This is a genomic window from Atlantibacter hermannii (assembly GCF_009907385.1).
Lineage (GTDB): Bacteria > Pseudomonadota > Gammaproteobacteria > Enterobacterales > Enterobacteriaceae > Atlantibacter > Atlantibacter hermannii_A.
Genome location: NZ_JAAATR010000033.1, coordinates 168,032 through 187,866, shown reverse-complemented (window position 1 = coordinate 187,866; position 19,835 = coordinate 168,032). Strand labels below are relative to the sequence as shown.

21 protein-coding genes, 1 tRNA gene and 1 other RNA gene are annotated in these 19,835 nt (G+C 55.0%); 9 read left to right on the top strand and 14 right to left on the bottom strand.

The window, feature by feature from the left end; translation table 11 throughout:
• Positions 1–157: 157 nt before the first annotated feature.
• Positions 158–1,531: an MdtK family multidrug efflux MATE transporter gene (gene mdtK / locus GV764_RS10515; protein WP_161660107.1), complete on the top strand. Its 1,374-nt coding sequence runs from the start codon at positions 158–160 to the stop codon at positions 1,529–1,531.
• Positions 1,532–1,705: 174 nt separating this feature from the next.
• A tRNA-Val gene (locus GV764_RS10510) sits at positions 1,706–1,782 on the top strand.
• 9 nt (positions 1,783–1,791) lie between these two features.
• On the opposite strand, the gene GV764_RS10505 is transcribed toward GV764_RS10510, so the two are convergent.
• The 4 genes from GV764_RS10505 to GV764_RS10490 all read right to left on the bottom strand — a co-directional run bounded on the left by GV764_RS10505 (position 1,792) and on the right by GV764_RS10490 (position 3,888).
• Complete coding sequence (locus GV764_RS10505; protein ID WP_161660106.1) at positions 1,792–1,983, bottom strand: hypothetical protein; 192 nt, start codon at positions 1,981–1,983, stop codon at positions 1,792–1,794.
• 180 nt (positions 1,984–2,163) lie between these two features.
• Entirely contained in the window at positions 2,164–2,535 is a 372-nt protein-coding gene (locus GV764_RS10500; protein WP_161660105.1) for a hypothetical protein, read from the bottom strand.
• A gap of 517 nt (positions 2,536–3,052) precedes the next feature.
• Positions 3,053–3,271: a fumarate hydratase FumD gene (fumD, locus tag GV764_RS10495; RefSeq protein WP_161660104.1), complete on the bottom strand. Its 219-nt coding sequence runs from the start codon at positions 3,269–3,271 to the stop codon at positions 3,053–3,055.
• Positions 3,272–3,456: 185 nt separating this feature from the next.
• The gene (locus GV764_RS10490; RefSeq protein ID WP_161660103.1) at positions 3,457–3,888 is read right to left on the bottom strand and encodes an OsmC family protein; all 432 of its coding nucleotides are present in this window, start codon (positions 3,886–3,888) and stop codon (positions 3,457–3,459) included.
• 177 nt (positions 3,889–4,065) lie between these two features.
• Here GV764_RS10490 and GV764_RS10485 point away from each other — a divergent pair, with 177 nt between their 5' ends.
• From GV764_RS10485 to lpp, 4 genes are all read left to right on the top strand, one after another.
• Positions 4,066–4,209, top strand: a complete 144-nt coding sequence (locus GV764_RS10485; protein WP_161660102.1) for a hypothetical protein — start codon at positions 4,066–4,068, stop codon at positions 4,207–4,209.
• A gap of 199 nt (positions 4,210–4,408) precedes the next feature.
• Entirely contained in the window at positions 4,409–4,648 is a 240-nt protein-coding gene (gene ynhH / locus GV764_RS22400; protein WP_476561216.1) for a protein YnhH, read from the top strand.
• Positions 4,649–4,660: 12 nt separating this feature from the next.
• Entirely contained in the window at positions 4,661–6,073 is a 1,413-nt protein-coding gene (gene pykF, locus GV764_RS10480) for a pyruvate kinase PykF (protein ID WP_161660101.1), read from the top strand.
• Positions 6,074–6,380: 307 nt separating this feature from the next.
• Positions 6,381–6,617, top strand: coding sequence for a murein lipoprotein Lpp (gene lpp / locus GV764_RS10475; protein ID WP_001082307.1), 237 nt, complete (start codon positions 6,381–6,383; stop codon positions 6,615–6,617).
• Between the two features lie 64 nt (positions 6,618–6,681).
• Here the strand turns inward: lpp and ldtE are convergent, their stop codons facing one another.
• The 7 genes from ldtE to sufA form a co-directional block, all read right to left on the bottom strand.
• Positions 6,682–7,731, bottom strand: a complete 1,050-nt coding sequence (ldtE, locus tag GV764_RS10470; protein ID WP_161660100.1) for a L,D-transpeptidase LdtE — start codon at positions 7,729–7,731, stop codon at positions 6,682–6,684.
• 100 nt (positions 7,732–7,831) lie between these two features.
• Positions 7,832–8,248, bottom strand: a complete 417-nt coding sequence (sufE, locus tag GV764_RS10465) for a cysteine desulfuration protein SufE (protein WP_161660099.1) — start codon at positions 8,246–8,248, stop codon at positions 7,832–7,834.
• A 13-nt stretch (positions 8,249–8,261) separates the two neighbouring features.
• Positions 8,262–9,482, bottom strand: coding sequence for a cysteine desulfurase SufS (sufS, locus tag GV764_RS10460; RefSeq protein ID WP_161660098.1), 1,221 nt, complete (start codon positions 9,480–9,482; stop codon positions 8,262–8,264).
• Positions 9,479–10,750, bottom strand: a complete 1,272-nt coding sequence (sufD, locus tag GV764_RS10455; RefSeq protein WP_161660097.1) for a Fe-S cluster assembly protein SufD — start codon at positions 10,748–10,750, stop codon at positions 9,479–9,481. The genes sufS and sufD overlap by 4 nt, the downstream gene beginning before the upstream one ends.
• Positions 10,725–11,471, bottom strand: a complete 747-nt coding sequence (sufC, locus tag GV764_RS10450; protein WP_161660096.1) for a Fe-S cluster assembly ATPase SufC — start codon at positions 11,469–11,471, stop codon at positions 10,725–10,727. The genes sufD and sufC overlap by 26 nt, the downstream gene beginning before the upstream one ends.
• A 16-nt stretch (positions 11,472–11,487) precedes the next feature.
• Positions 11,488–12,972, bottom strand: coding sequence for a Fe-S cluster assembly protein SufB (gene sufB, locus GV764_RS10445; RefSeq protein ID WP_161660095.1), 1,485 nt, complete (start codon positions 12,970–12,972; stop codon positions 11,488–11,490).
• A gap of 2 nt (positions 12,973–12,974) precedes the next feature.
• Positions 12,975–13,352, bottom strand: a complete 378-nt coding sequence (sufA, locus tag GV764_RS10440) for a Fe-S cluster assembly scaffold SufA (RefSeq protein ID WP_161660094.1) — start codon at positions 13,350–13,352, stop codon at positions 12,975–12,977.
• A 518-nt stretch (positions 13,353–13,870) separates the two neighbouring features.
• On the opposite strand from sufA, the gene GV764_RS10435 reads away from it, so the two are divergent.
• Positions 13,871–14,077: a glycogen synthesis protein GlgS gene (locus GV764_RS10435; protein WP_161660093.1), complete on the top strand. Its 207-nt coding sequence runs from the start codon at positions 13,871–13,873 to the stop codon at positions 14,075–14,077.
• 75 nt (positions 14,078–14,152) lie between these two features.
• Here the strand turns inward: GV764_RS10435 and GV764_RS10430 are convergent, their stop codons facing one another.
• The 3 genes from GV764_RS10430 to ydiJ all read right to left on the bottom strand — a co-directional run bounded on the left by GV764_RS10430 (position 14,153) and on the right by ydiJ (position 18,078).
• Positions 14,153–14,353, bottom strand: coding sequence for a hypothetical protein (locus GV764_RS10430; RefSeq protein ID WP_161660092.1), 201 nt, complete (start codon positions 14,351–14,353; stop codon positions 14,153–14,155).
• 261 nt (positions 14,354–14,614) lie between these two features.
• Complete coding sequence (gene menI, locus GV764_RS10425; RefSeq protein ID WP_161660091.1) at positions 14,615–15,025, bottom strand: 1,4-dihydroxy-2-naphthoyl-CoA hydrolase; 411 nt, start codon at positions 15,023–15,025, stop codon at positions 14,615–14,617.
• Complete coding sequence (gene ydiJ / locus GV764_RS10420) at positions 15,022–18,078, bottom strand: D-2-hydroxyglutarate dehydrogenase YdiJ (protein ID WP_161660090.1); 3,057 nt, start codon at positions 18,076–18,078, stop codon at positions 15,022–15,024. Before ydiJ ends, menI begins: the two co-directional genes overlap by 4 nt.
• 249 nt (positions 18,079–18,327) lie before the next feature.
• On the opposite strand from ydiJ, the gene ydiK reads away from it, so the two are divergent.
• Positions 18,328–19,443 (top strand): AI-2E family transporter YdiK, encoded by a 1,116-nt coding sequence (gene ydiK, locus GV764_RS10415; protein ID WP_161660089.1) that lies wholly within the window; start codon positions 18,328–18,330, stop codon positions 19,441–19,443.
• A 185-nt stretch (positions 19,444–19,628) separates the two neighbouring features.
• An RNA gene (gene rprA / locus GV764_RS10410) (antisense sRNA RprA) lies at positions 19,629–19,736 on the top strand.
• Positions 19,737–19,835: the final 99 nt, after the last annotated feature.

Here is a 19,835-nt window from a genome sequence, read left to right as displayed (position 1 = left end):
ACAGGTGAAAATTGCGCTTGCCAGTAGGTTACACAATTCACTGGCTTAATAATGAACTCCCGCTACAATAGTCTGACTATTCCCCTGCAACCTCTTCTTGCTGCCACCGTTGGCGGCTTTTTGTTTTTCATATAACAACAATATAAAAGGTGTTCTCGTGCAGAAGTATTTTGTCGAAGCGCGTCAGTTATTAGCTCTGGCGATCCCGGTGATCCTCGCGCAAATCGCCCAAACCGCAATGGGATTCGTCGATACGGTGATGGCCGGTGGTTACAGCGCCACCGATATGGCCGCCGTTGCCATTGGCACCTCGGTATGGCTGCCCGCGATCCTGTTCGGCCATGGCCTGCTGCTGGCGCTGACGCCGGTTATCGCCCAGCTTAACGGCTCAGGGCGGCGTGACCGCGTGCCCCATCAAGTCCAGCAGGGCTTCTGGCTGGCGGGTATGGTGTCGCTGTTAGTGATGTTCGTGCTGTGGAATGCCGGTTATATCATCCACGCCATGCACGATATTGACCCCCTGATGGCTGATAAAGCGGTTGGCTACCTGCGGGCGCTGCTGTGGGGCGCACCGGGCTACCTTTTTTTCCAGGTGATGCGTAACCAGTGCGAAGGGCTGGCGAAAACCAAACCGGGTATGGTGATGGGCTTTATCGGCCTGCTGGTTAACATTCCGGTGAACTATATCTTTATTTACGGCCATTTCGGGATGCCGGAACTGGGCGGCGTCGGCTGCGGTGTGGCGACGGCGGCGGTGTACTGGGTGATGTTTATCGCCATGCGTTCTTATGTCACCCGCGCCCGTTCAATGCGCGATATTCACAGCGCCACCGGGTTCCAGAAACCAGACTGGGCAGTGTTGAAACGCCTGACCCAACTGGGTCTGCCCATCGCGCTGGCACTGTTTTTCGAAGTCACGCTGTTTGCGGTGGTGGCCTTGCTGGTATCGCCGCTGGGGATTGTCAACGTGGCCGGTCATCAGATCGCCCTCAACTTCAGCTCGCTGATGTTCGTATTGCCGCTGTCGCTGGGCGCGGCAGTGACCATTCGCGTGGGCTATCGCCTGGGCCAGGGTTCCACCCTGGAAGCGCAAACCGCCGCCCGGACCGGTCTGGGCGTCGGCGTGTGCATGGCGGTGTTCACCGCGCTGTTCACGGTGATTTTTCGCGAGCCTATCGCCCTGCTGTATAACGACAATCCGGCGGTTATCGCCCTTGCTACCCAACTGATGCTGCTGGCGGCGATTTATCAGATTTCCGACTCCATCCAGGTGATCGGCAGCGGCATCCTGCGCGGTTACAAAGATACGCGTTCAATTTTCTTTATTACGTTCACCGCGTACTGGGTGCTGGGGTTGCCGAGCGGCTATATTCTGGCGCTGACCGACTGGGTAGTGGAGCCGATGGGGCCGGCAGGCTTCTGGATGGGCTTTATTATCGGGCTGACCTCAGCGGCGATTTTGATGATGCTGCGGATGCGCTTCCTGCAACGCCAGCCGTCGTCGGTGATTTTGCAGCGCGCGGCGCGCTAATGTTAAAGGGCATCTGCGGATGCCCTGTTTATTTCTGGCTAAGGTACTGATTACTTTCTCCCCGTTTTGCGCAGTTGCTCAGCAATCGCGTGAAATCCGGAAGAAAATTGCCATTTTTCCCTTGCAAGCCTCCAGGGCTGCCGCTAATATTCGTCCCCGCTGTCACACAGTAATGCGTTCATAGCTCAGTTGGTTAGAGCACCACCTTGACATGGTGGGGGTCGTTGGTTCGAGTCCAATCGAACGCACCATTTTCAGTATCAGATTCCCTTTTCTTCAGCCGCTTCAGGCCTTATCCACACCGCAGGATCGCCCAGAACAATATAGTGACGATAATCGTCACGCACGGTGCGCAGCGCCAGAATCTCATTCTCCGCCACTTTCTTACCGTCCCTGGCATTGTTAAGCACAGTGATTAACTCACTACTCCAGATGCCCCATTTGACCAACACGTAACTCCGTCTTCAACTTGCCCACAACATCGCGAAATCCCTGAGTCTGTGCAACGTCTTTGATTGTCTGGAAACTGGTTGCCCAGGCGCGATCAACATGACCGCGGGAAGCCAGAATGCGCCCGAGGAAACTCATCAATTTTTGTGGCAAGCGCGCGGTCATGGCAGAGGGAGCAATCTTCATTTTCGGGTGTTGAAAATCAAAATCATCATACTCTGGCGTACCCGCGCCGATCGCCGCTTGCCAGAAAAGATGCGCGACTTCGGGTCCGGCAATATCACTATGCCTCCCCGAAATGCCTCCACCCTTGTAGAGGTATTGACTGCCATTGAATAGGCTTGATTTGCCGGCAACGTCATCATGGATTCGGCATCCACGTCCTGAATACCGAATGCACCGGTCGTGCCAGAAAGGGGGAGCATACCGATCCCTCTGGCTACCGAGAGTTCGCGCGCTTTAATAAATTCGTTGCGTAATTCATCAGAGGAAAATAACGCCTGACTGAGGATATTTCCTGTGCGCCCAGGATCGCGCAGCAAGGGGTCGGCCATATCAAGCTCAAAAGGTACGATTGGCGCTATGCTTTCCCCCCATTAGGGCGACGGCATGCATACGCTTGCAATCTCCCGTCTATTGCCTGCTGTATCACCAGTTCTAACTCAGAATAATCAGTCATCATTTCTCCCTGCAATCGGTATTGCCAGAAAACTCATAAGGATCCAGGCAGCGTTAATTCAGCAGCAATAACACTGCGGGACTGACGATTAATACTGCTTAGACGACTGTTTTTTTTGGGCTGAGCCCAGGAGGTACGCCAGAGAATGCTGTCAATTAACGATCATGAATGATGAAAAGTATTATTCTATATTGACACGCCATTCAAATGGCCTGGATATAAGTATGTTCATCACTAAAAAATTTAGCGGTTAAACTAACCCTGTCCACTGCGGCTCGCTTATTTAAGCTTGTTTTTAATAAGGGATTAATTTTGAATGAAATCCATTTATTAAAACGTCGATAAAACAACGAGGGCTAACGCAACGCGCCTCGTCGCTCAAAAGCCACGAATCAGCCGCGCTGCGGTGCCAACGCGTCGATGACTCGTGACATAGCTTCAGCCGTAAGCGCGCTACGCGTTAATTTTGTATTCGCCAGCGCCGCTCTGACAACACCTGCGATAACAATGTGTTTTGGCTCCTGGCCTAAATCACGCATTTCCAGTACCACCTTGCCCACGACTCTGCACATCTCCTGATAAAGCGCTTCGTCTGTACGTTGATTACCCATAAATACTTGCTCACGTAAAAAATAGAGAACCCAAATTTTTCAGACGTTAATGATTACCTGGCATGAATCAAAATGCGACACAAAAATAGACGCATCAGGGTGAGGTCAACAGGTTCACATTGAAAGCCGACAAAAAAGTGAACGGTCACCGATTAAGGTGACCATTCTATTGTTGAAGCAGAGAATTAATTTTTCAACGTGTAATTGAGCGTAATCTCTGCATTCAGCACTTTAGAAACCGGGCAACCTTCTTTGGCTTTTTGAATAATTTCGTCGAATTCATTTTTATCGACGCCCGGTACAGAAATTTCACTGGTCAGCGCGACTTTAGTGATTTCAAAACCACCGCCCGCTTTATCCAGCGAGACCACGGCTTTGGTATCAATAGACTGCGCTTTATGCCCCGCCTCGCCCAACATTAGCGAAAGCGCCATTGAGAAACAAGCCGCGTGCGCCGCGCCAATCAGCTCTTCCGGGTTGGTGCCTTTTGCGCCTTCGAAACGGGTATTAAAGCCGTAAGGCTGTTGGCTCAGCACGCCGCTCTCGGTAGTGACGGTGCCTTTGCCGCTTTTGATATCGCCTTCCCAGTGTGCCTGACCGCTTTTTTGAATCGTCATCGTTACTCTCCTGTTTCGGGAACAAAGCCTAAGTATAGGAAAAAATAGTCAACCTGCCGGAGATGACAGGAAGATGATGCGTCGGTTAAATGCGGAACAATTAAATTAATGCCGTCAGTTTTTCTTCCGCTTTTCATCAGCCAGATTGAAAGCGTTCCCGAATGAGGAGAAACCAGGATGATTAAACAATATCTGCAAAACCTGAAAGAGGTCTGGGCCCGTGAACCCCGTCGCCACTGCCCCTCGCCTTTTTATTTGACCCCCGAGCAGCGGATCCGCATTTTGAGAGAATTGCTGTACCCGGTATCTAAGACCAAATAACGCGTAAATCGGACGCATCTCTCCGGGTGCGTCTATACAACATCGGCGCAGTGATTTATTTCATGTTCCCACAGACCCGATAATGAGCGGTCGGTCACAATATGATTAACAAAGTTTATTCAAACGCAACGTGCTGATAACAGGCGATTGTGAAACTGCCTGAAACTTTTATGAAACAGCGTTTTTATTTTCCTTCCTGTTGCGTTTGCCTTATACTAGCGCCGTTTCTAACTTGAATGGTTTCAGCATATTGGACGGCCTTAATTCTTATAATAACTTTGCCTGCCTGTTACTGGCTGAAACTTCAGCATACATTCCTCTGCACGCTTTTTTGATGTCACCTATTCTTATACGGTGCCACCAGCGCTTTAAACAACCTGTTTCCGCCCATGGCACGCGATGCCGTGGGGTAAAAATCCCTTATCCTTCTCAACGTTAAGATTAAACTGTCATGAAAAAGACCAAAATTGTTTGCACCATCGGCCCGAAAACCGAATCTGAAGAGATGCTGTCTAAAATGCTCGACGCGGGCATGAACGTGATGCGTCTTAACTTCTCCCACGGTGACTATGACGAGCATGGCCAGCGCATCAAAAACCTGCGCAACGTGATGGCTAAATCCGGCAAGAAAGCCGCCATCCTGCTGGACACCAAAGGTCCGGAAATTCGTACCATCAAACTGGAAGGCGGTAACGATGTTTCGCTGAAAGCGGGCCAGACCTTCACCTTCACTACTGACAAAACCGTCGTTGGCAACAGCGAAATCGTTGCTGTCACCTATGAAGGCTTTACCAATGACCTGAGCGTCGGCAACACCGTACTGGTGGACGATGGCCTGATTGGTATGGAAGTGACTGCTATCGAAGGCAACAAGGTTATTTGTAAGGTTCTGAACAACGGCGACCTGGGCGAAAACAAAGGCGTTAACCTGCCAGGCGTTTCCATCGCTCTGCCGGCGCTGGCTGAGAAAGATAAAAAAGACCTGATCTTCGGTTGCGAGCAAGGCGTTGATTTCGTAGCAGCGTCCTTTATCCGTAAGCGTTCCGACGTGGAAGAAATTCGCGCCCACCTGAAAGCCAACGGCGGCGAAGCTATCCAGATCATCTCCAAAATCGAAAACCAGGAAGGCCTGAACAACTTCGACGAAATCCTCGAAGCGTCTGACGGCATCATGGTTGCGCGCGGCGACCTGGGTGTGGAAATCCCGGTTGAAGAGGTCATCTTCGCGCAGAAGATGATGATCGAAAAATGCGTTCGCGCCCGTAAAGTGGTGATCACCGCGACCCAGATGCTGGACTCCATGATCAAAAACCCGCGCCCTACCCGCGCAGAAGCCGGTGACGTGGCGAACGCCATCATCGACGGCACCGATGCCGTGATGCTGTCCGGCGAATCGGCCAAAGGGAAATACCCGCTGGAAGCGGTCACCATCATGGCGACTATCTGCGAGCGTACCGATCGCGTGATGCAGAGCCGTCTGGACAACCATAACGGCAACCGTAAACTTCGCATCACCGAGGCCGTGTGCCGTGGCGCGGTGGAAACCGCTGAAAATCTGGAAGCCAACCTGATTGTTGTGGCCACCCAGGGCGGTAAATCCGCTAAAGCAGTACGTAAATACTTCCCGAACGCCACCATCCTGGCGCTGACCACTAACGAAATCACCGCCCGTCAGCTGGTGCTGAGCAAAGGCGTGGTCACGCAGTTGGTAAAAGAGATCGCCTCTACCGATGATTTCTATCGTCTGGGTAAAGAAGCGGCGCTGGAAAGCGGCCTGGCGAATAAAGGTGACGTGGTGGTAATGGTATCCGGCGCGCTGGTTCCGAGCGGCACGACCAATACTGCATCGGTACACGTTCTTTAATTAAAAACGTTAATTAATGCGTTAAAAAAGCACCTTCGGGTGCTTTTTTTATTTTCGTCATTAGCCAAATTAAATAAAAAATCAAATCGGATTGAGCTATTCAACAGAACAAAAATCTAAGATGAATCCGATGAAAAAAGACTGTTTTAACACACTTTTTTTAACAGAACAGAGAAATTCGCTGGTTCTTTGAGCGAACGATCAAAATTAAGTGGATTCTCATCAAAAAAATATTCTCAACCTAAAAAACTTTGTGTAATACTTGTAACGCTACATGGAGATTAACTCAATCTAGAGGGTATTAATAATGAATCGTACTAAACTGGTACTGGGCGCGGTAATCCTGGGTTCTACTCTGCTGGCTGGTTGCTCCAGCAATGCTAAAATCGATCAGCTGTCTTCTGACGTTCAGACTCTGAACGCTAAAGTTGACCAGCTGAGCAACGACGTGAACGCAATGCGTTCCGACGTTCAGGCTGCTAAAGACGACGCAGCTCGCGCTAACCAGCGTCTGGACAACCAGGCTACTAAATACCGTAAGTAATAGTACCTGTGTTAAGAATGGCGCACTTTGTGCGCCATTTTTTTTGCACTGCGTTTAAGCCCCTTCACTGCATCACTACGCCGTTTTGCCCACTTACTAACGTAATGTCCTGCTGAGGACTTCCCGCGTCCTGCGGCTGCGCTTTAACGCTCTGAATCGGTGCTACCGGCGCTAAGCCAGACGGTTTGCTTTGCATGCCGCTGACGTCCACCGGATAGCCTGCCCGCCGGGTGATGGCATTATCCACCGCCATGCCGTCGGTCCGCCCGTCATCGATGAACTGCCCAAAGGCGGCATTGATCGCGATAGGCAGGGTTTGCGGATTATCCCAGTCGTTTTTCGACAGCGGCTGGTGCACTTCAACATAACGTTTGCCGTCCGGCTCGACGCTGTACTTCACCGGCTCATCAATAATCTGCACGCGCGTCCCCCATGCCGCCTGGCTAAACAGCGCTTTGATATCTGGCGCGCGCATGCGGATACAGCCAGAGCTAACCCGCATCCCGATGCTGCTGCGCACGTTGGTGCCGTGGATCAGATACTCACCGCCGCCCTCTTCCAGACGCAGCGCATAGCGCCCTAACGGGTTATTCGGCCCGGCAGGCACCACTGCGGGCAGTTTGATGCCCTGCGCCAGCGAGCGCGCCCGGATATTGGCGGTCGGCGTCCAGGTCGGATTAGGGATTTTCTGGCTAATGCGGGTCACCATCACCGGCGTTTCACGCCCCAGTTGACCAATCCCCAGCGGGTAAACTTCCACCCGGTTCTGCCCTGGCGGATAGTAATACAGTCGCAGCTCCGCCAGATTAATTACAATTCCCTCGCGCGGCGTATCCGGCAGGATCATCTGCGAGGGGATAATCAGCGGCGTGCCCGGTTTGGGCAGATAGGGGTCGACGGTATTGTTAGCTTCAATCAGCGACAACACGCCGGTTTCAAACTTCTCGGCGATGTATTCGAGACTTTTGCCGTCATTGGGCACGACGTAGGTTTGGTTATGCCCAATGATACGGCTGCCTGGCGGCGGCAGCGGATAATCCACGGCAAACGCCGCCTGTGAGGCGCCCAACAGTATTGATAATGTTACTGGAGTTAAAGAGACCGCGCGTTTCATATAATTATTTCCTGTGTTCACCGGCAGAACGCCGGAATGCTGAAAGAACACGAGGCGATTCATCGCCTCGCATAACAGGATGAAAGCAATCTCTTTGAGTTTAGCTAAGTTCTGCGGCCCTGGCGCGAATTGCGCGGATCATTGCTTCAAGCCCTTGGGAGCGGGACGGGGTAAGATGCTGCGTCAGCGCCATCTGTTCAAACCACGGACGCACATCAAAGGCGACAATGTCCTGAGCGGTCATCTGCTGATACAGCGCAAATACCACCGCGATCAGCCCTTTAACGATGGCGGCGTCGCTGTCGCCCTGTAATTCGATGACGCCGTCGTCGCGCTGATTCAGTACAATCCACACCTGGCTCTGGCAGCCCTGAATTTTGTTTTCCGCGCTGTGCGCCTCGTCGCTGAGCGCAGGCAGGCGCTGTCCCAGTTCAATGATATAGAGATACTTCTCTTCCCAGTTGGCGCAGCGATTAAAGTTGCGCAACAGTTTTTCACGTTCCGGCAATGTTGCCATCAGAATCTCCCTGTCAGCCCAACAGACGGTGAATGCGGATTAATCCCGCCACCAGCCTGTCGACCTCTTCTTCGGTGTTGTACATCGCCAGTGACGCGCGGCACATGGCCGGTACGCCGTAAAAATCCATCAGCGGCATGGCGCAGTGGTGGCCGGTGCGCACCGCAATGCCGTAGTTATCTAAAAAGCTCCCGACGTCATAGGCATGATGCTTGCCGAGGTTGAAGGCGATCACCCCTAACCGCGACGCGGGGCCATACAGCGTGAGATCCGGCACCTTCGCCAGTTCGTCCAGCGCATAACGCATCAGCGTCTGTTCGTATTCGTTAATGTTCGCCAGGCCGATCTCCCCGACATACTGGATCGCCGCGCCCAGGCCGATAATCCCGGCGGTATTCGGCGTCCCGGCTTCGAAGCGCCAGGGAGCCGCCGTCCAGGTGGTGCCTTCGGTCAGGCTGACGGTGGCGATCATCGCCCCGCCCCCTTCCCAGGGCGGCATGGCCTGCAAAATGGCCTCTTTGACGTACAGCACGCCGATGCCCGTCGGGCCGTAGAGCTTATGGCCCGAAAACACGTAGAAATCGCAGTCCAGCGCCGCGACGTCAACAGGGTGGTGCATCACCGCCTGAGCGCCGTCTATCAGCACTTTAACGCCTGACTGATGCGCCAGCTTAATCATTTCAGCAACCGGGTTTTCGGTGCCCAGCACATTAGAGACCTGGGTGATGGCCAGCAGTCTGGTGTTGGCGTCAATCAGTTCAGGAAGCCGTTCTAGCTGGAGCGTACCGTCCTGATTGAGCGGGATCACCCGCAGCTCGGCCCCGGTGCGTTTGCACAGCATCTGCCACGGCACGATATTGGCGTGATGCTCCATGGTGGAGATGATGATGTTATCCCCGGCGGAGACCGCGCTCATGCCCCAGCTATTAGCCACCAGGTTAATCCCCTCGGTGGTGCCGCGCACAAACACGATTTCTTCCGGTGAAGCCGCGCCAATAAAGCGCGCCACCTGGCTGCGCACGTTTTCCATTCGCTCGGTGGCTTCGGCGCTCAGGGTATGGATCCCGCGATGCACCGCCGCGTAGCCGTGGCGATAGAGTTCCGACTGCGCATCGATCACCGCGTTGGGTTTCTGGGCGCTGGCGGCGCTATCGAGATAGGCCAGCGGTTGCCCGTTGACTTCACGGGTCAACACCGGGAAATCGGCGCGGACCTGTTCAACGTTATAACTCATGCCTCACCTCCCAGGCGCTCCTCGATCCGGGCCAGCACCTGCTGTTTGACTACGTCATCGGTCACCGACTCGGTCAGTTCGGCGGCAAAGGCGTAAATAATCATTTTCTGCGCCGAAATCTGGTCGATCCCGCGCGAGCGCAGATAGAACATCTGTTCGTCGTCGATGCGCCCGACGGTCGCGCCGTGGCTGCATTTAACGTCGTCGGCGTAAATCTCCAGCTGCGGCTTAGTATCCACTTCCGAAAGACGCCCCAACAGCAGGTTGTTATTGGTCATCTGCCCGTCGGTTTTCAGCGCATGCTTCGCCACCTTAATCAGGCCGTTGAACACCGCTTTACCGCGATCCCGGGCGATGACTTTATGTAGCTGGCGGCTGTTGCAGTAGCCCTTGTTATGCTCCAGCCAGGTACGGCTGTCGCACACCTCGTTATTCACCGGCAGCGCCAGGCTGTTAAGGCGCAGTGTGATGTTTTCACCGTTAAGCTGAGTGCTGGTGTTGTGGCGCAGCACCGCGCCGCCTAGCAGAAAGCTGCTGCTCAGCACCGACGCGTCCTGCTCCAGCAGCAGATCGTTATGGGCGAAGTGGTGGCATACCGGGTTTTCGAACGCCAGCTTGTAGTGATGCAGCTGGCTGTTGGCGCCGCCTTCAATAGTCAGGCGCGACCCGGTGAAGTGGCGCAGCGCGTCAAGGCTGACGTAGTGCTCATACACCGTGGCCTGCGCCCCGCTCTCCAGCACCAGATGGTGACGGTAATGGGCGGTGCTGATTTCATCGCCATCGCGCCCGCTGCTCAGGTGCATTAACAGCAGCGGCTTTGCCGGCTGCTGGTTGCGCCTGACGCGAATATGGGTCACCGAACGCGCCAGGCTTTCCGTCAGATGCAAAAACACCTCCGGCTGAACGGCGGGCGGCAGGCTGTCGCGCTGGTCGTTGACAGCAATGTCAAATCCGCTGTTGCTGGCGTCATCGCTCAGCGATGGCTCATATTCGCCGTCAACGAACACCAGTTTGATGGCCTCTACCGGCAGAGCCAGACGCTGAACCTGCGCCGCCTCCACCGGCTGGCGCGCCGGGGCGACGAATGTGCGCTCCAGCAGGCCGTTCAACGGCGTGTATTTCCAGTTTTCATGTTTACGGCCCGGCAGCCCTTCACGCAGCAGCTGTTGCAGGTGCTCCTGCGCCTGAGGAGAGCGCGTTTCGCCCCCGGCCTCAAACAGGCGGTGCCATTGTTGCAGTGCGTTAGCGCTGTTCGGTAAGCCAGCCATAGCCTTGCTCCTCCAGTTGTTTCACCAGGGTGAAGTCGCCGGATTTCACGATGCGCCCCTGATAAAGCACGTGTACATAGTCAGGCTTGATGTAATCAAGAATACGCTGGTAGTGAGTTACGATGATGAACGAGCGCTTGCCGTCGCGCAGGGCGTTAACGCCGTCTGCCACAATCTTCAGGGCGTCGATGTCCAGCCCGGAGTCGGACTCATCCAGAATGCACAGATCCGGCTCCAGCACCGCCATTTGCAGAATATCGTTGCGCTTTTTCTCGCCGCCGGAAAACCCGACGTTGACCGAACGGGTCAGCAAATCTTCCGGCATCTTCAGCAGCTTGATTTTTTCTTCCATCAGATCCTGGAAATCAAAGCGATCAAGCTCTTCCTGCCCGCGGTATTTACGCACGGCGTTCAGCGCGGTTTGCAGGAAAAACTGATTGCTGACGCCGGGGATCTCTACCGGATACTGAAACGCCATAAAAATGCCTTCCCCGGCGCGGTCTTCCGGATCCAGCTCCAGCAGGTCTTTGCCTTTGAAATGCACCTCGCCGCCGGTCACTTCATAATCTTCCCGTCCCGCCAGGGTCGCTGACAGGGTGCTCTTCCCGGAACCGTTCGGCCCCATGATGGCGTGCACTTCTCCTGGCCGCACCTCAAGGGATAAACCACGCAGGATCTGCTTATCTTCAACGCTAACGTCTAAATCTTTAATACTTAACATTTCGTATCCTTATGGCTTAACCGACGCTGTGCTCAAGGCTGATGGCTAATAGTTTTTGGGCTTCCACCGCAAACTCCAGCGGCAGCTCGGAAAATACATCCTTACAGAAGCCGTTGACGATCATCGAGATAGCGTCGTCTTCGCTGATGCCGCGTTGCAGGCAGTAGAACAGCTGGTCTTCACCGATGCGCGAGGTGGTGGCTTCATGCTCCAGCTGCGCCGAGTTATTGCGGCACTCCACATACGGGAAGGTATGCGCCCCGCAGTCCGGTCCGATCAGCATTGAGTCGCACTGGGTAAAGTTACGCGCATTGGTGGCGGTCGGCATGATTTTCACCAGACCGCGGTAGCTGTTCTGGCTGTGTCCTGCTGAAATCCCTTTCGAGATAATGGTCGACCGGGTGTTTTTACCGATGTGGATCATCTTGGTGCCGGTATCGGCCTGCTGGTGCCCGCTGGTCAGCGCCACCGAGAAGAATTCGCCGATAGAGTTATCGCCGCGCAGAATGCAGCTTGGGTATTTCCAGGTAATGGCGGAACCGGTCTCGGACTGGGTCCAGGACATTTTGCTGTTCTCGCCTTCGCACAGCGCGCGCTTGGTCACGAAGTTTAAAATCCCGCCGGTGTTGTTATCGCCCGGGAACCAGTTCTGCACCGTGGAGTATTTCACCTCTGCGTCTTTATGGATGATCACTTCCACCACCGCCGCGTGCAGCTGATAGCTGTCGCGCACCGGAGCGGAGCAGCCTTCGATATAGCTGACGTAGCTGCCTTCATCGGCGATCAGAATAGTGCGCTCGAACTGACCGGTTTTTTCCGCGTTAATGCGGAAATAGGTCGACAGCTCCATCGGGCAGCGCACCCCTTTCGGGATGTAGATAAAGGTGCCGTCCGACGCCACCGCCGCGTTCAGCGCCGCGAAAAAGTTGTCGTTAGACGGCACCACGGTCCCCAGATACTGGCGCACCAGCTCCGGGAATTCGTGGATAGCCTCGCCGAAAGAACAGAAAATAATCCCCTGGTCGGCCAGCTTTTCGCGATAGGTGGTCGCGACCGACACCGAGTCAAAAATGGCGTCCACCGCCACCTCTTTCCCCTCGCGCACCGGCACGCCAAGCTGTTCGAAGGCTTTTTCCACTTCGTCGGTTAAATAGCTGTTGCTGCCGGTCTGCTGGACGGCGCCCGGCTGGGAACCGCAGCTATCATCGCAGTTGCCGCAGGACGGCGCGGAGTAATAGCTGTAATCCTGATAGTTCAGCTTATCGTAATGGGCCTTGAGCCAGTGCGGCTCTTCCATCTCCAGCCACGCGCGATACGCATCGAGACGGAATTGCAGCATCCAGTCGGGTTCGTTACGGCGCGCAGAGATCGCCCGCACCACCTCTTCGTTAATGCCTTTTGCCAGCTCATCGGTCTGTAACCGGGTAAAAAAGCCCTCTTTATAGTTGAGGTGCCCGGTCCAGGTTTTGACATCGTCAGTTGCTTCAGTATTACGAGACATAATTAATCCGCCTGGACCCCAAAACTTTCGCCGCAGCCGCATTCATTCTGGGCTTTGGGGTTATGGAATTTGAACAGTTGATTTAATCCTTCGCGCACATAATCGACTTCCGTGCCATCGATAAACGGCATTGCCGACAGCGGCACGTACAGCCGCGCCCCATCCTGCTCGAACAGCAGATCGTCTTTATGGGGTGCTTTCACGGTGTCCAGCACATAGCCGAAGCCCGCGCAGCCGGTTTGCTTGATGCCAAGACGTATGCCCAGCATGCCTTCCTGCGCTGCCGTCAGCTTGCGGACGTGCTCCGCCGCCTCAGGCGTCAGGGTCAGTCCCTGCCAGGCGAAGTCTTTCGGATCGAAGTTATCAGTTTGCACATCCATCGTTCACCTCATTGATTCAAAGCCCACAGGCCGATAGCCCTATGTTAGTGATAACTATTCTCAATACAACATTCTGGTAACAGGGGTATTCGCGGAATGCTGCATTTTTGGGCGTCTTTACTAAGGATAGACCCTCACAGCAGTCTTGCAGATGGCGATGCGTGCGGTTTAGTCAATTGAAATAAAAGGCATTTTGATATGCAAAATGGGCATGTCACGGCACAATAAAAAGATGTATAGATAATACCTATTTATGTGATTAGGTAAGAAAGTTACCGACATTCAGATACAGCTTTTCGCTGTCTCGTCACTCAGGCAAACGTATCAGAACTGCATTCTTTTATCTGTTTCTATCCATAAGCGAATAAATATTACCGCTACGCTTCACTCTGCACGATAAAAAATACAGGCCATTGATTTAAATGATGAAAATATTTTCCACATTTTTCTGGAATATCGCTAATACTTATCTCCGGTCAACGTTAAACCCTTTAAACATTGTCGTAGAGGTGCAATAGATGCAGTTTGTGAGTGAAAGTAGTGTAATGTCTGAACAAAACTTTGATTTTCTTGCATTTAGTTTCGCCGGGATGCAATTACGCGGCAGGGATGTGAATCTGGATAATATTACCGGCCTGATGGAGCATGAAAGCAAAATCTGGTTCCGGAATCGGTATGATTACTACCTGAATCAGTTCAGAAATGGGTTTGCAACTCACAGTTAACTGCGCATCAACCGGGTAGCGTTCGCTACCCGGCCTGTCTGGCGTAAACACCCGCCACCAACGTATCCTTAAACATTACAACGGCCTGACGGGCCTGTCCGGATCGTCAATATCCGGGACATCGGGGTCGATGTCGTCTTCCGGAAGCCGATCGGGGTCTTCAATATCGGGAATATCCGGGTCTAAGGGATCGTAATCATCAGGCGGCAAACGTTCAGGGTCATCGGTGATCGGTCTGTCAGAGGGGATCGGATCATAATCAGGGCGCTGAGACATATTACCTCCGGCTACTCGATAAAAAGCTACTGTTCGCTATTTCCTGTTTTCCCGGGTTCGTCTTCCTTCCAAATCAAACCATTTATCGGGATCTTTCGGTGGTTCTTTGATCATGCTTAAAACAAGGCATTTCATGGCCGGCTCCGCAGGATAAGCAGTACATGCTGCGACTGAAGTATAGGCACGGTGCGGCATTCCGGCGAGCGGAGCGGGATCGGATTCGTCTCTGTTCGGGCCAGTTTATTGACCCGAACAGGGGTTTTACACTACCGAAGTGGTCAGACGGGAAGTACAGCAGAGTTTGTTTTGTTCATCGAAAATATCGATTTGCCACACCTGGTGACGACGGCCAACGTGCACCGCGCGGCAGACGCCGCGCACGATGCCCGCCCGGGCGGAGCGCAGGTGGTTGGCGTTAACTTCCAGCCCCACCACCCGTTGTTCCCCCTCGGTGCACAGATAGCCCGCCACCGAACCGAGGGTTTCCGCCAGCACTACCGATGCGCCGCCGTGCAGCAACCCAAACGGCTGGCGGGTGCGGCTGTCCACCGGCATGGTGGCTTCCAGCGAATCGTCGCCGATATGGCTGAAGGTGATAGCCAACAGCCCCACCATATTGTCGTGCCCCATGGCGTTAAGGGCTTCCAGCGTCGCGCTGCGTTTCCAGATCATCCCAGTATCTCCAGCATTGCCTGTAAGGGGTGACGCACGCCGTTGCCTTCGATGCGCTTCACCTGGCTGCGGCAGGAGTAGCCGGTCGCCAGGCAGCGGTTGCGCGGCAGGCGCTGCATCGCCTGATGCCACGACAGCTCGTAAATCCCCAGCGAGTTGGCGTGATTGTTAATTTCGTGGCCATAGGTGCCCGCCATGCCGCAACAGCCGACGCTGACGTTTTCCAGCTTCGCGCCAAGATGGGCGAACAGCGCCGCCCACTGCCCCGTCGCGCCGGGCAGCGCGGTGACTTCGGTACAGTGGCCAAACAGATACCAGGATTCGCCCACCACCGGCGCCGCCACTTTATTTTCAAATACCTGCAGCAGCCATTCGTGAACCAGCAGCACGTTGAAATCACCACGCGCCTCGCCGATCGCCTGGCGGTATTCGTCGCGATAGCACAGCACCAGCGCCGGATCGACGCCTACCATCGGCATCCCGAGTTGGGCCACGCGGTTAAGAAAATCCGAAGTTTTGCGCGCGGTACGGGCAAAGCGATCGAGAAAGCCTTTAATATGCTGCGCTTTGCCGTTGGGCGAGAACGGCAGCACCACCGGATTAAAGCCCAGCCTCTCGATCAGCCGGACAAAATCCGCCACCACCTGTGCGTCGTAGTAGCTGGTGAACGGGTCCTGCACCACCAGCACCGTGCGGTCGCGTTCGGCAATGCTCAGCCCTTCAAGATCGTCCAGCGTCATATTGGCGCTGCGGTGGCCCACCAGCTGCTGTTGCAGCGTCGGGGTGGAAAGCAGCGGCACATCCACCATACCGATATGCTTCGCCGACAGTTCCTTCACCCACGGCTGACTCATAAAGAAATTGAATACTTTCGGCGCGCGCGCCATCAGCGGCGCATAGCTCTCGACGGTCGCCACAACGTGATCGCGTACCGGGCGCAGATAGCGGGTGTGATACAGCTGCAAGAAGCGCGAGCGGAACTCCGGCACGTCGATTTTAATCGGGCACTGGGTTGAGCAGGCTTTGCAGGCCAGGCAGCCGGACATCGCCTCTTTGACTTCATGGGAAAAGTCATACTCGCCTTTCTGCGCATGCCAGGTGTTGCGGGTGCGCTCAATCAGGGTGCGCAGGCTGGCGCGTTTCTCCGGCAGGCTTTTTTCCAGCTTGATCGGGTCGACGCCGCGATCTTCCAGCAGCCGCAGCCATTCTCGCACCAGCGTGGCGCGCCCTTTCGGTGAGTGAATGCGGTTGCTGGTGATTTTCATTGACGGGCACATCGGGCTATTCACGTCGAAGTTAAAGCACAGGCCGTTGCCGTTGCACTCCATCGCCCCGCGCCAGGCGCTGCGTACCGCGATGGGGATTTGCCGGTCGAAGGTGCCGCGCTTAACGTCATCGACTTTTTTCATCGGCGCGTCAATGCCTGCAGGCGGGCAGATTTTGCCAGGGTTTAAGCGATTTTTCGGGTCGAACACCGCTTTAATCACCCGCAGTTCGTGGTACAGCTCATCGCCGAAAAACGCCGGGCTGTATTCGGCGCGGAAGCCTTTACCGTGTTCGCCCCACAGCAGGCCGCCGTATTTCGCGGTCAGCGCCACTACGTCATCGGAGATGCGCTTCATCAGGACTTCCTGATGCGGGTCGCACATGTCCAGCGCCGGACGCACGTGCAGTACGCCCGCATCCACATGGCCGAACATGCCGTAACTCAGGCCGTGGCCGTCCAGCAGCGCCCGAAACTCAACGATGTAATCCGCCAGGTTTTCCGGGGGCACGCAGGTGTCTTCGGCAAACGGGATCGGCTTGGCCAGCCCCTTTGCGTTGCCCAACAGCCCGACCGCTTTTTTACGCATCGCGTAGATGCGCTCAACGCCCGCTAACTCAGCGCACACCTGCCAGCCGATCACCCCGCCTTCACCGCGCGCCATCAGTTCATCCAGACGGGCGCACAGTGCCATCACCTGGCTTTCGATCAGCGCTTCATCGTCTCCGGCGAATTCAACAATGTTCAGCCCGAGCAGATCTTTCTCCGGCACGTCGGTAATCAGCTCTTTTACCGAGTGCCAGACGATATCTTCCCGCGCCAGGTTAAGCACTCTGGAATCGACGGTTTCAACCGACAGCGCCTGGGCCTGCACCATAAACGGCGCGTTGCGCAGCGCGGAGTCGAACGAGTCATACTTGACATTGACCAGCTGGCGCACTTTGGGCAGCGGCGTGATATCCAGCCGCGCTTCGGTGATAAACGCCAGGGTGCCTTCCGAACCGGTAAGAATGCGCGTGAGGTCAAAGCGGCTCAAATCGTCGCTGTAGACGTTTTTCAGGTCATAGCCGGTCAGGAAGCGGTTAAGTTTCGGAAATTTCGCCAGGATCAGCGGGCGCTGTTCGCGGCAGCGTTCCACCACGGTTTTATAGATGCGGCCAATCGGTCCCGGCTCGCGCCCCATTTCTTCCGCCAGCGTGGCGGGCATCTCATGGGTATCGAGAATATCGCCGCCCAGCAGCACCGCGCGTACGCCTAAGACGTGATCGGACGTTTTCCCGTACACCAGCGACCCCTGCCCGGAGGCGTCGGTGTTGATCATGCCGCCGAGGGTGGCGCGATTACTGGTAGAGAGCTCCGGCGCGAAGAAAAAACCGTAGGGTTTAAGAAACTGGTTAAGCTGGTCTTTGATCACGCCCGCTTCAACCCGCACCCAACCCTCCTCAGGGTTAATCTCCATGATGCGGTTCATATAGCGCGACATATCCACAATAATGCCGCTGTTCAGCGCCTGGCCGTTGGTGCCCGTGCCGCCGCCGCGCGGGGTAAACACCAGCGAGGCAAAGCGCGCTTCATCCGCCAGCCGGGCGATCAGCGCCACGTCCGCCGTGGAGCGCGGAAAGAGCACCGCATCGGGTAAAAGCTGATAAATACTGTTGTCGGTCGCCATTGTGAGACGATCGGCGTAGCGGGTAGCGGTATCGCCGGTAAACCCGTGTTGCTCCAGTGCCTGCAAAAAGTTGACAACCAGCTGAACTAACCCTGGCGCCTGAGAAATTTGTGGGATCATTAGCCTTAAACCTGCCACATCGAGAAGTTGTGAGTTGCGAGCCTGCTACAACAAGCCTCGTTGTCATCATTGGAAGTTATCGTTTGCGTGACAACACACGTTTGTATCACACTTTTTCGGACTCGCCCACGAGATTTAACGACGGTTTGAGACTCGTAAAACCACCTGAAATCACTCATCATTTATCAACCTCAACGTAATGCAACTTTTCGCGCCGTCGGTTTGGCGCATCACCTTGTGAAGGTCAATATGATTAATTCTCGTCAACCCATGGACGTGCCGCAGACGCTCCTGTCCGTCCTGTTTTTATCGATCATGATTATTGCCTGTCTGTGGATTGTTCAGCCGTTTATTCTGGGCTTTGCCTGGGCGGGAACGGTGGTGATCGCCACCTGGCCGGTACTGATCCGCCTGCAGCGGATGTTGTGGGGCCGCCGCTCGCTGGCGGTGGTAGTGATGACGCTGCTGCTGATCCTGCTGTTCGTGATCCCTATCGCCCTGCTGGTCAACAGCCTGGTGGACAACAGCGGCCCGCTGATTGACTGGGTATCGAAAGGCCAGACCGGGATGCCGGATCTGGACTGGCTGAACAGCATCCCGCTGATTGGCGCCAGGCTCTATTCCGGCTGGCACAACCTGCTGGAAAGCGGCGGCAGCGCGATTATGGCCAAAGTGCGGCCCTATATCGGCAGTACCACCACCTGGTTTATCGGCCAGGCGGCCCACGTCGGGCGGCTGGTGATGCACTGTGCATTAATGCTGCTGTTCAGCGCCCTGCTGTACTGGCGCGGCGAGCAGGTGGCCTACGGCATTCGCCACTTCGCGATTCGCCTGGCGGCCAAACGCGGCGACGCGGCGGTACTGCTGGCGGGCCAGGCGATCCGCGCGGTGGCGCTGGGCGTGGTGGTCACCGCGCTGGTGCAGGCAGTGTTAGGCGGCATTGGTCTGGCCATCACCGGCGTTCCGTACGCCGCCGTATTAACGGTGGTCATGGTGCTCAGTTGTCTGGTGCAATTGGGGCCGTTGGTGGTGCTGATCCCCTCGATTATCTGGCTGTACTGGACCGGCGACACCACCTGGGGCACGGTGCTGCTGGTATGGAGTTGCGTGGTGGGGCTGATGGACAACGTCATCCGCCCGATGCTGATCCGCATGGGCGCGGACCTGCCGATGATTTTGATTCTCTCCGGCGTCATCGGCGGGCTGATCGCGTTTGGCATGATTGGCCTGTTTATCGGCCCGGTGCTGCTGGCGGTTTCCTGGCGGCTGTTCTCGGTCTGGGTTCAGGAAGCGCCCGCGCCGCAGCAGTCCACCCGCGACGCGGTTGATTCGCTGGAACAACAAAACCTTCCTCTTGATAAATAACCCGATCGGGCGAAGCCATTCGCCCGATACTTTAGTAAATCTAATCATTACCCGCTGCGTTTTTATCCGCTATACCCTCGAAGCCTGATGCCGCTTAACATTCTGTGCCGCAAATAATTTACCTTTAGTTAACGATTGGGACGAATCTGATCGACGCTGGAAGTGCGTCTACCTACAATCAAATCACGGTTATGAATCAACGCGTTGATTTATAAGCATGGAAATCCCCTGAGTGAAACAACGAATTGCTGTGTGTAGTCTTTGCCCATCTCCCACGGTGGGCTTTTTTTTACTTAAAATTTGAGTATTCAGGCGCGTGATTGATTAAGGATTTCAACAGAAAAACCGGGCAGGAAATAAAAAAGGCGGCTAAATCAGCCGCCTGAGGGAAG

What these genes read in the sequence shown, in the direction of transcription:
- GV764_RS10500 (WP_161660105.1), bottom strand. Translation starts at nt 2,535, where the DNA reads ATGGCCGACCCCTTGCTGCGCGATCCTGGGCGCACAGGAAATATCCTC.
- fumD (WP_161660104.1), bottom strand. Translation starts at nt 3,271, where the DNA reads ATGGGTAATCAACGTACAGACGAAGCGCTTTATCAGGAGATGTGCAGA.
- GV764_RS10490 (WP_161660103.1), bottom strand. Translation starts at nt 3,888, where the DNA reads ATGACGATTCAAAAAAGCGGTCAGGCACACTGGGAAGGCGATATCAAA.
- GV764_RS10485 (WP_161660102.1), top strand. Translation starts at nt 4,066, where the DNA reads ATGATTAAACAATATCTGCAAAACCTGAAAGAGGTCTGGGCCCGTGAA.
- pykF (WP_161660101.1), top strand. Translation starts at nt 4,661, where the DNA reads ATGAAAAAGACCAAAATTGTTTGCACCATCGGCCCGAAAACCGAATCT.
- lpp (WP_001082307.1), top strand. Translation starts at nt 6,381, where the DNA reads ATGAATCGTACTAAACTGGTACTGGGCGCGGTAATCCTGGGTTCTACT.
- ldtE (WP_161660100.1), bottom strand. Translation starts at nt 7,731, where the DNA reads ATGAAACGCGCGGTCTCTTTAACTCCAGTAACATTATCAATACTGTTG.
- sufE (WP_161660099.1), bottom strand. Translation starts at nt 8,248, where the DNA reads ATGGCAACATTGCCGGAACGTGAAAAACTGTTGCGCAACTTTAATCGC.
- sufS (WP_161660098.1), bottom strand. Translation starts at nt 9,482, where the DNA reads ATGAGTTATAACGTTGAACAGGTCCGCGCCGATTTCCCGGTGTTGACC.
- sufD (WP_161660097.1), bottom strand. Translation starts at nt 10,750, where the DNA reads ATGGCTGGCTTACCGAACAGCGCTAACGCACTGCAACAATGGCACCGC.
- sufC (WP_161660096.1), bottom strand. Translation starts at nt 11,471, where the DNA reads ATGTTAAGTATTAAAGATTTAGACGTTAGCGTTGAAGATAAGCAGATC.
- sufB (WP_161660095.1), bottom strand. Translation starts at nt 12,972, where the DNA reads ATGTCTCGTAATACTGAAGCAACTGACGATGTCAAAACCTGGACCGGG.
- sufA (WP_161660094.1), bottom strand. Translation starts at nt 13,352, where the DNA reads ATGGATGTGCAAACTGATAACTTCGATCCGAAAGACTTCGCCTGGCAG.
- GV764_RS10435 (WP_161660093.1), top strand. Translation starts at nt 13,871, where the DNA reads ATGCAGTTTGTGAGTGAAAGTAGTGTAATGTCTGAACAAAACTTTGAT.
- GV764_RS10430 (WP_161660092.1), bottom strand. Translation starts at nt 14,353, where the DNA reads ATGTCTCAGCGCCCTGATTATGATCCGATCCCCTCTGACAGACCGATC.
- menI (WP_161660091.1), bottom strand. Translation starts at nt 15,025, where the DNA reads ATGATCTGGAAACGCAGCGCGACGCTGGAAGCCCTTAACGCCATGGGG.
- ydiJ (WP_161660090.1), bottom strand. Translation starts at nt 18,078, where the DNA reads ATGATCCCACAAATTTCTCAGGCGCCAGGGTTAGTTCAGCTGGTTGTC.
- ydiK (WP_161660089.1), top strand. Translation starts at nt 18,328, where the DNA reads ATGATTAATTCTCGTCAACCCATGGACGTGCCGCAGACGCTCCTGTCC.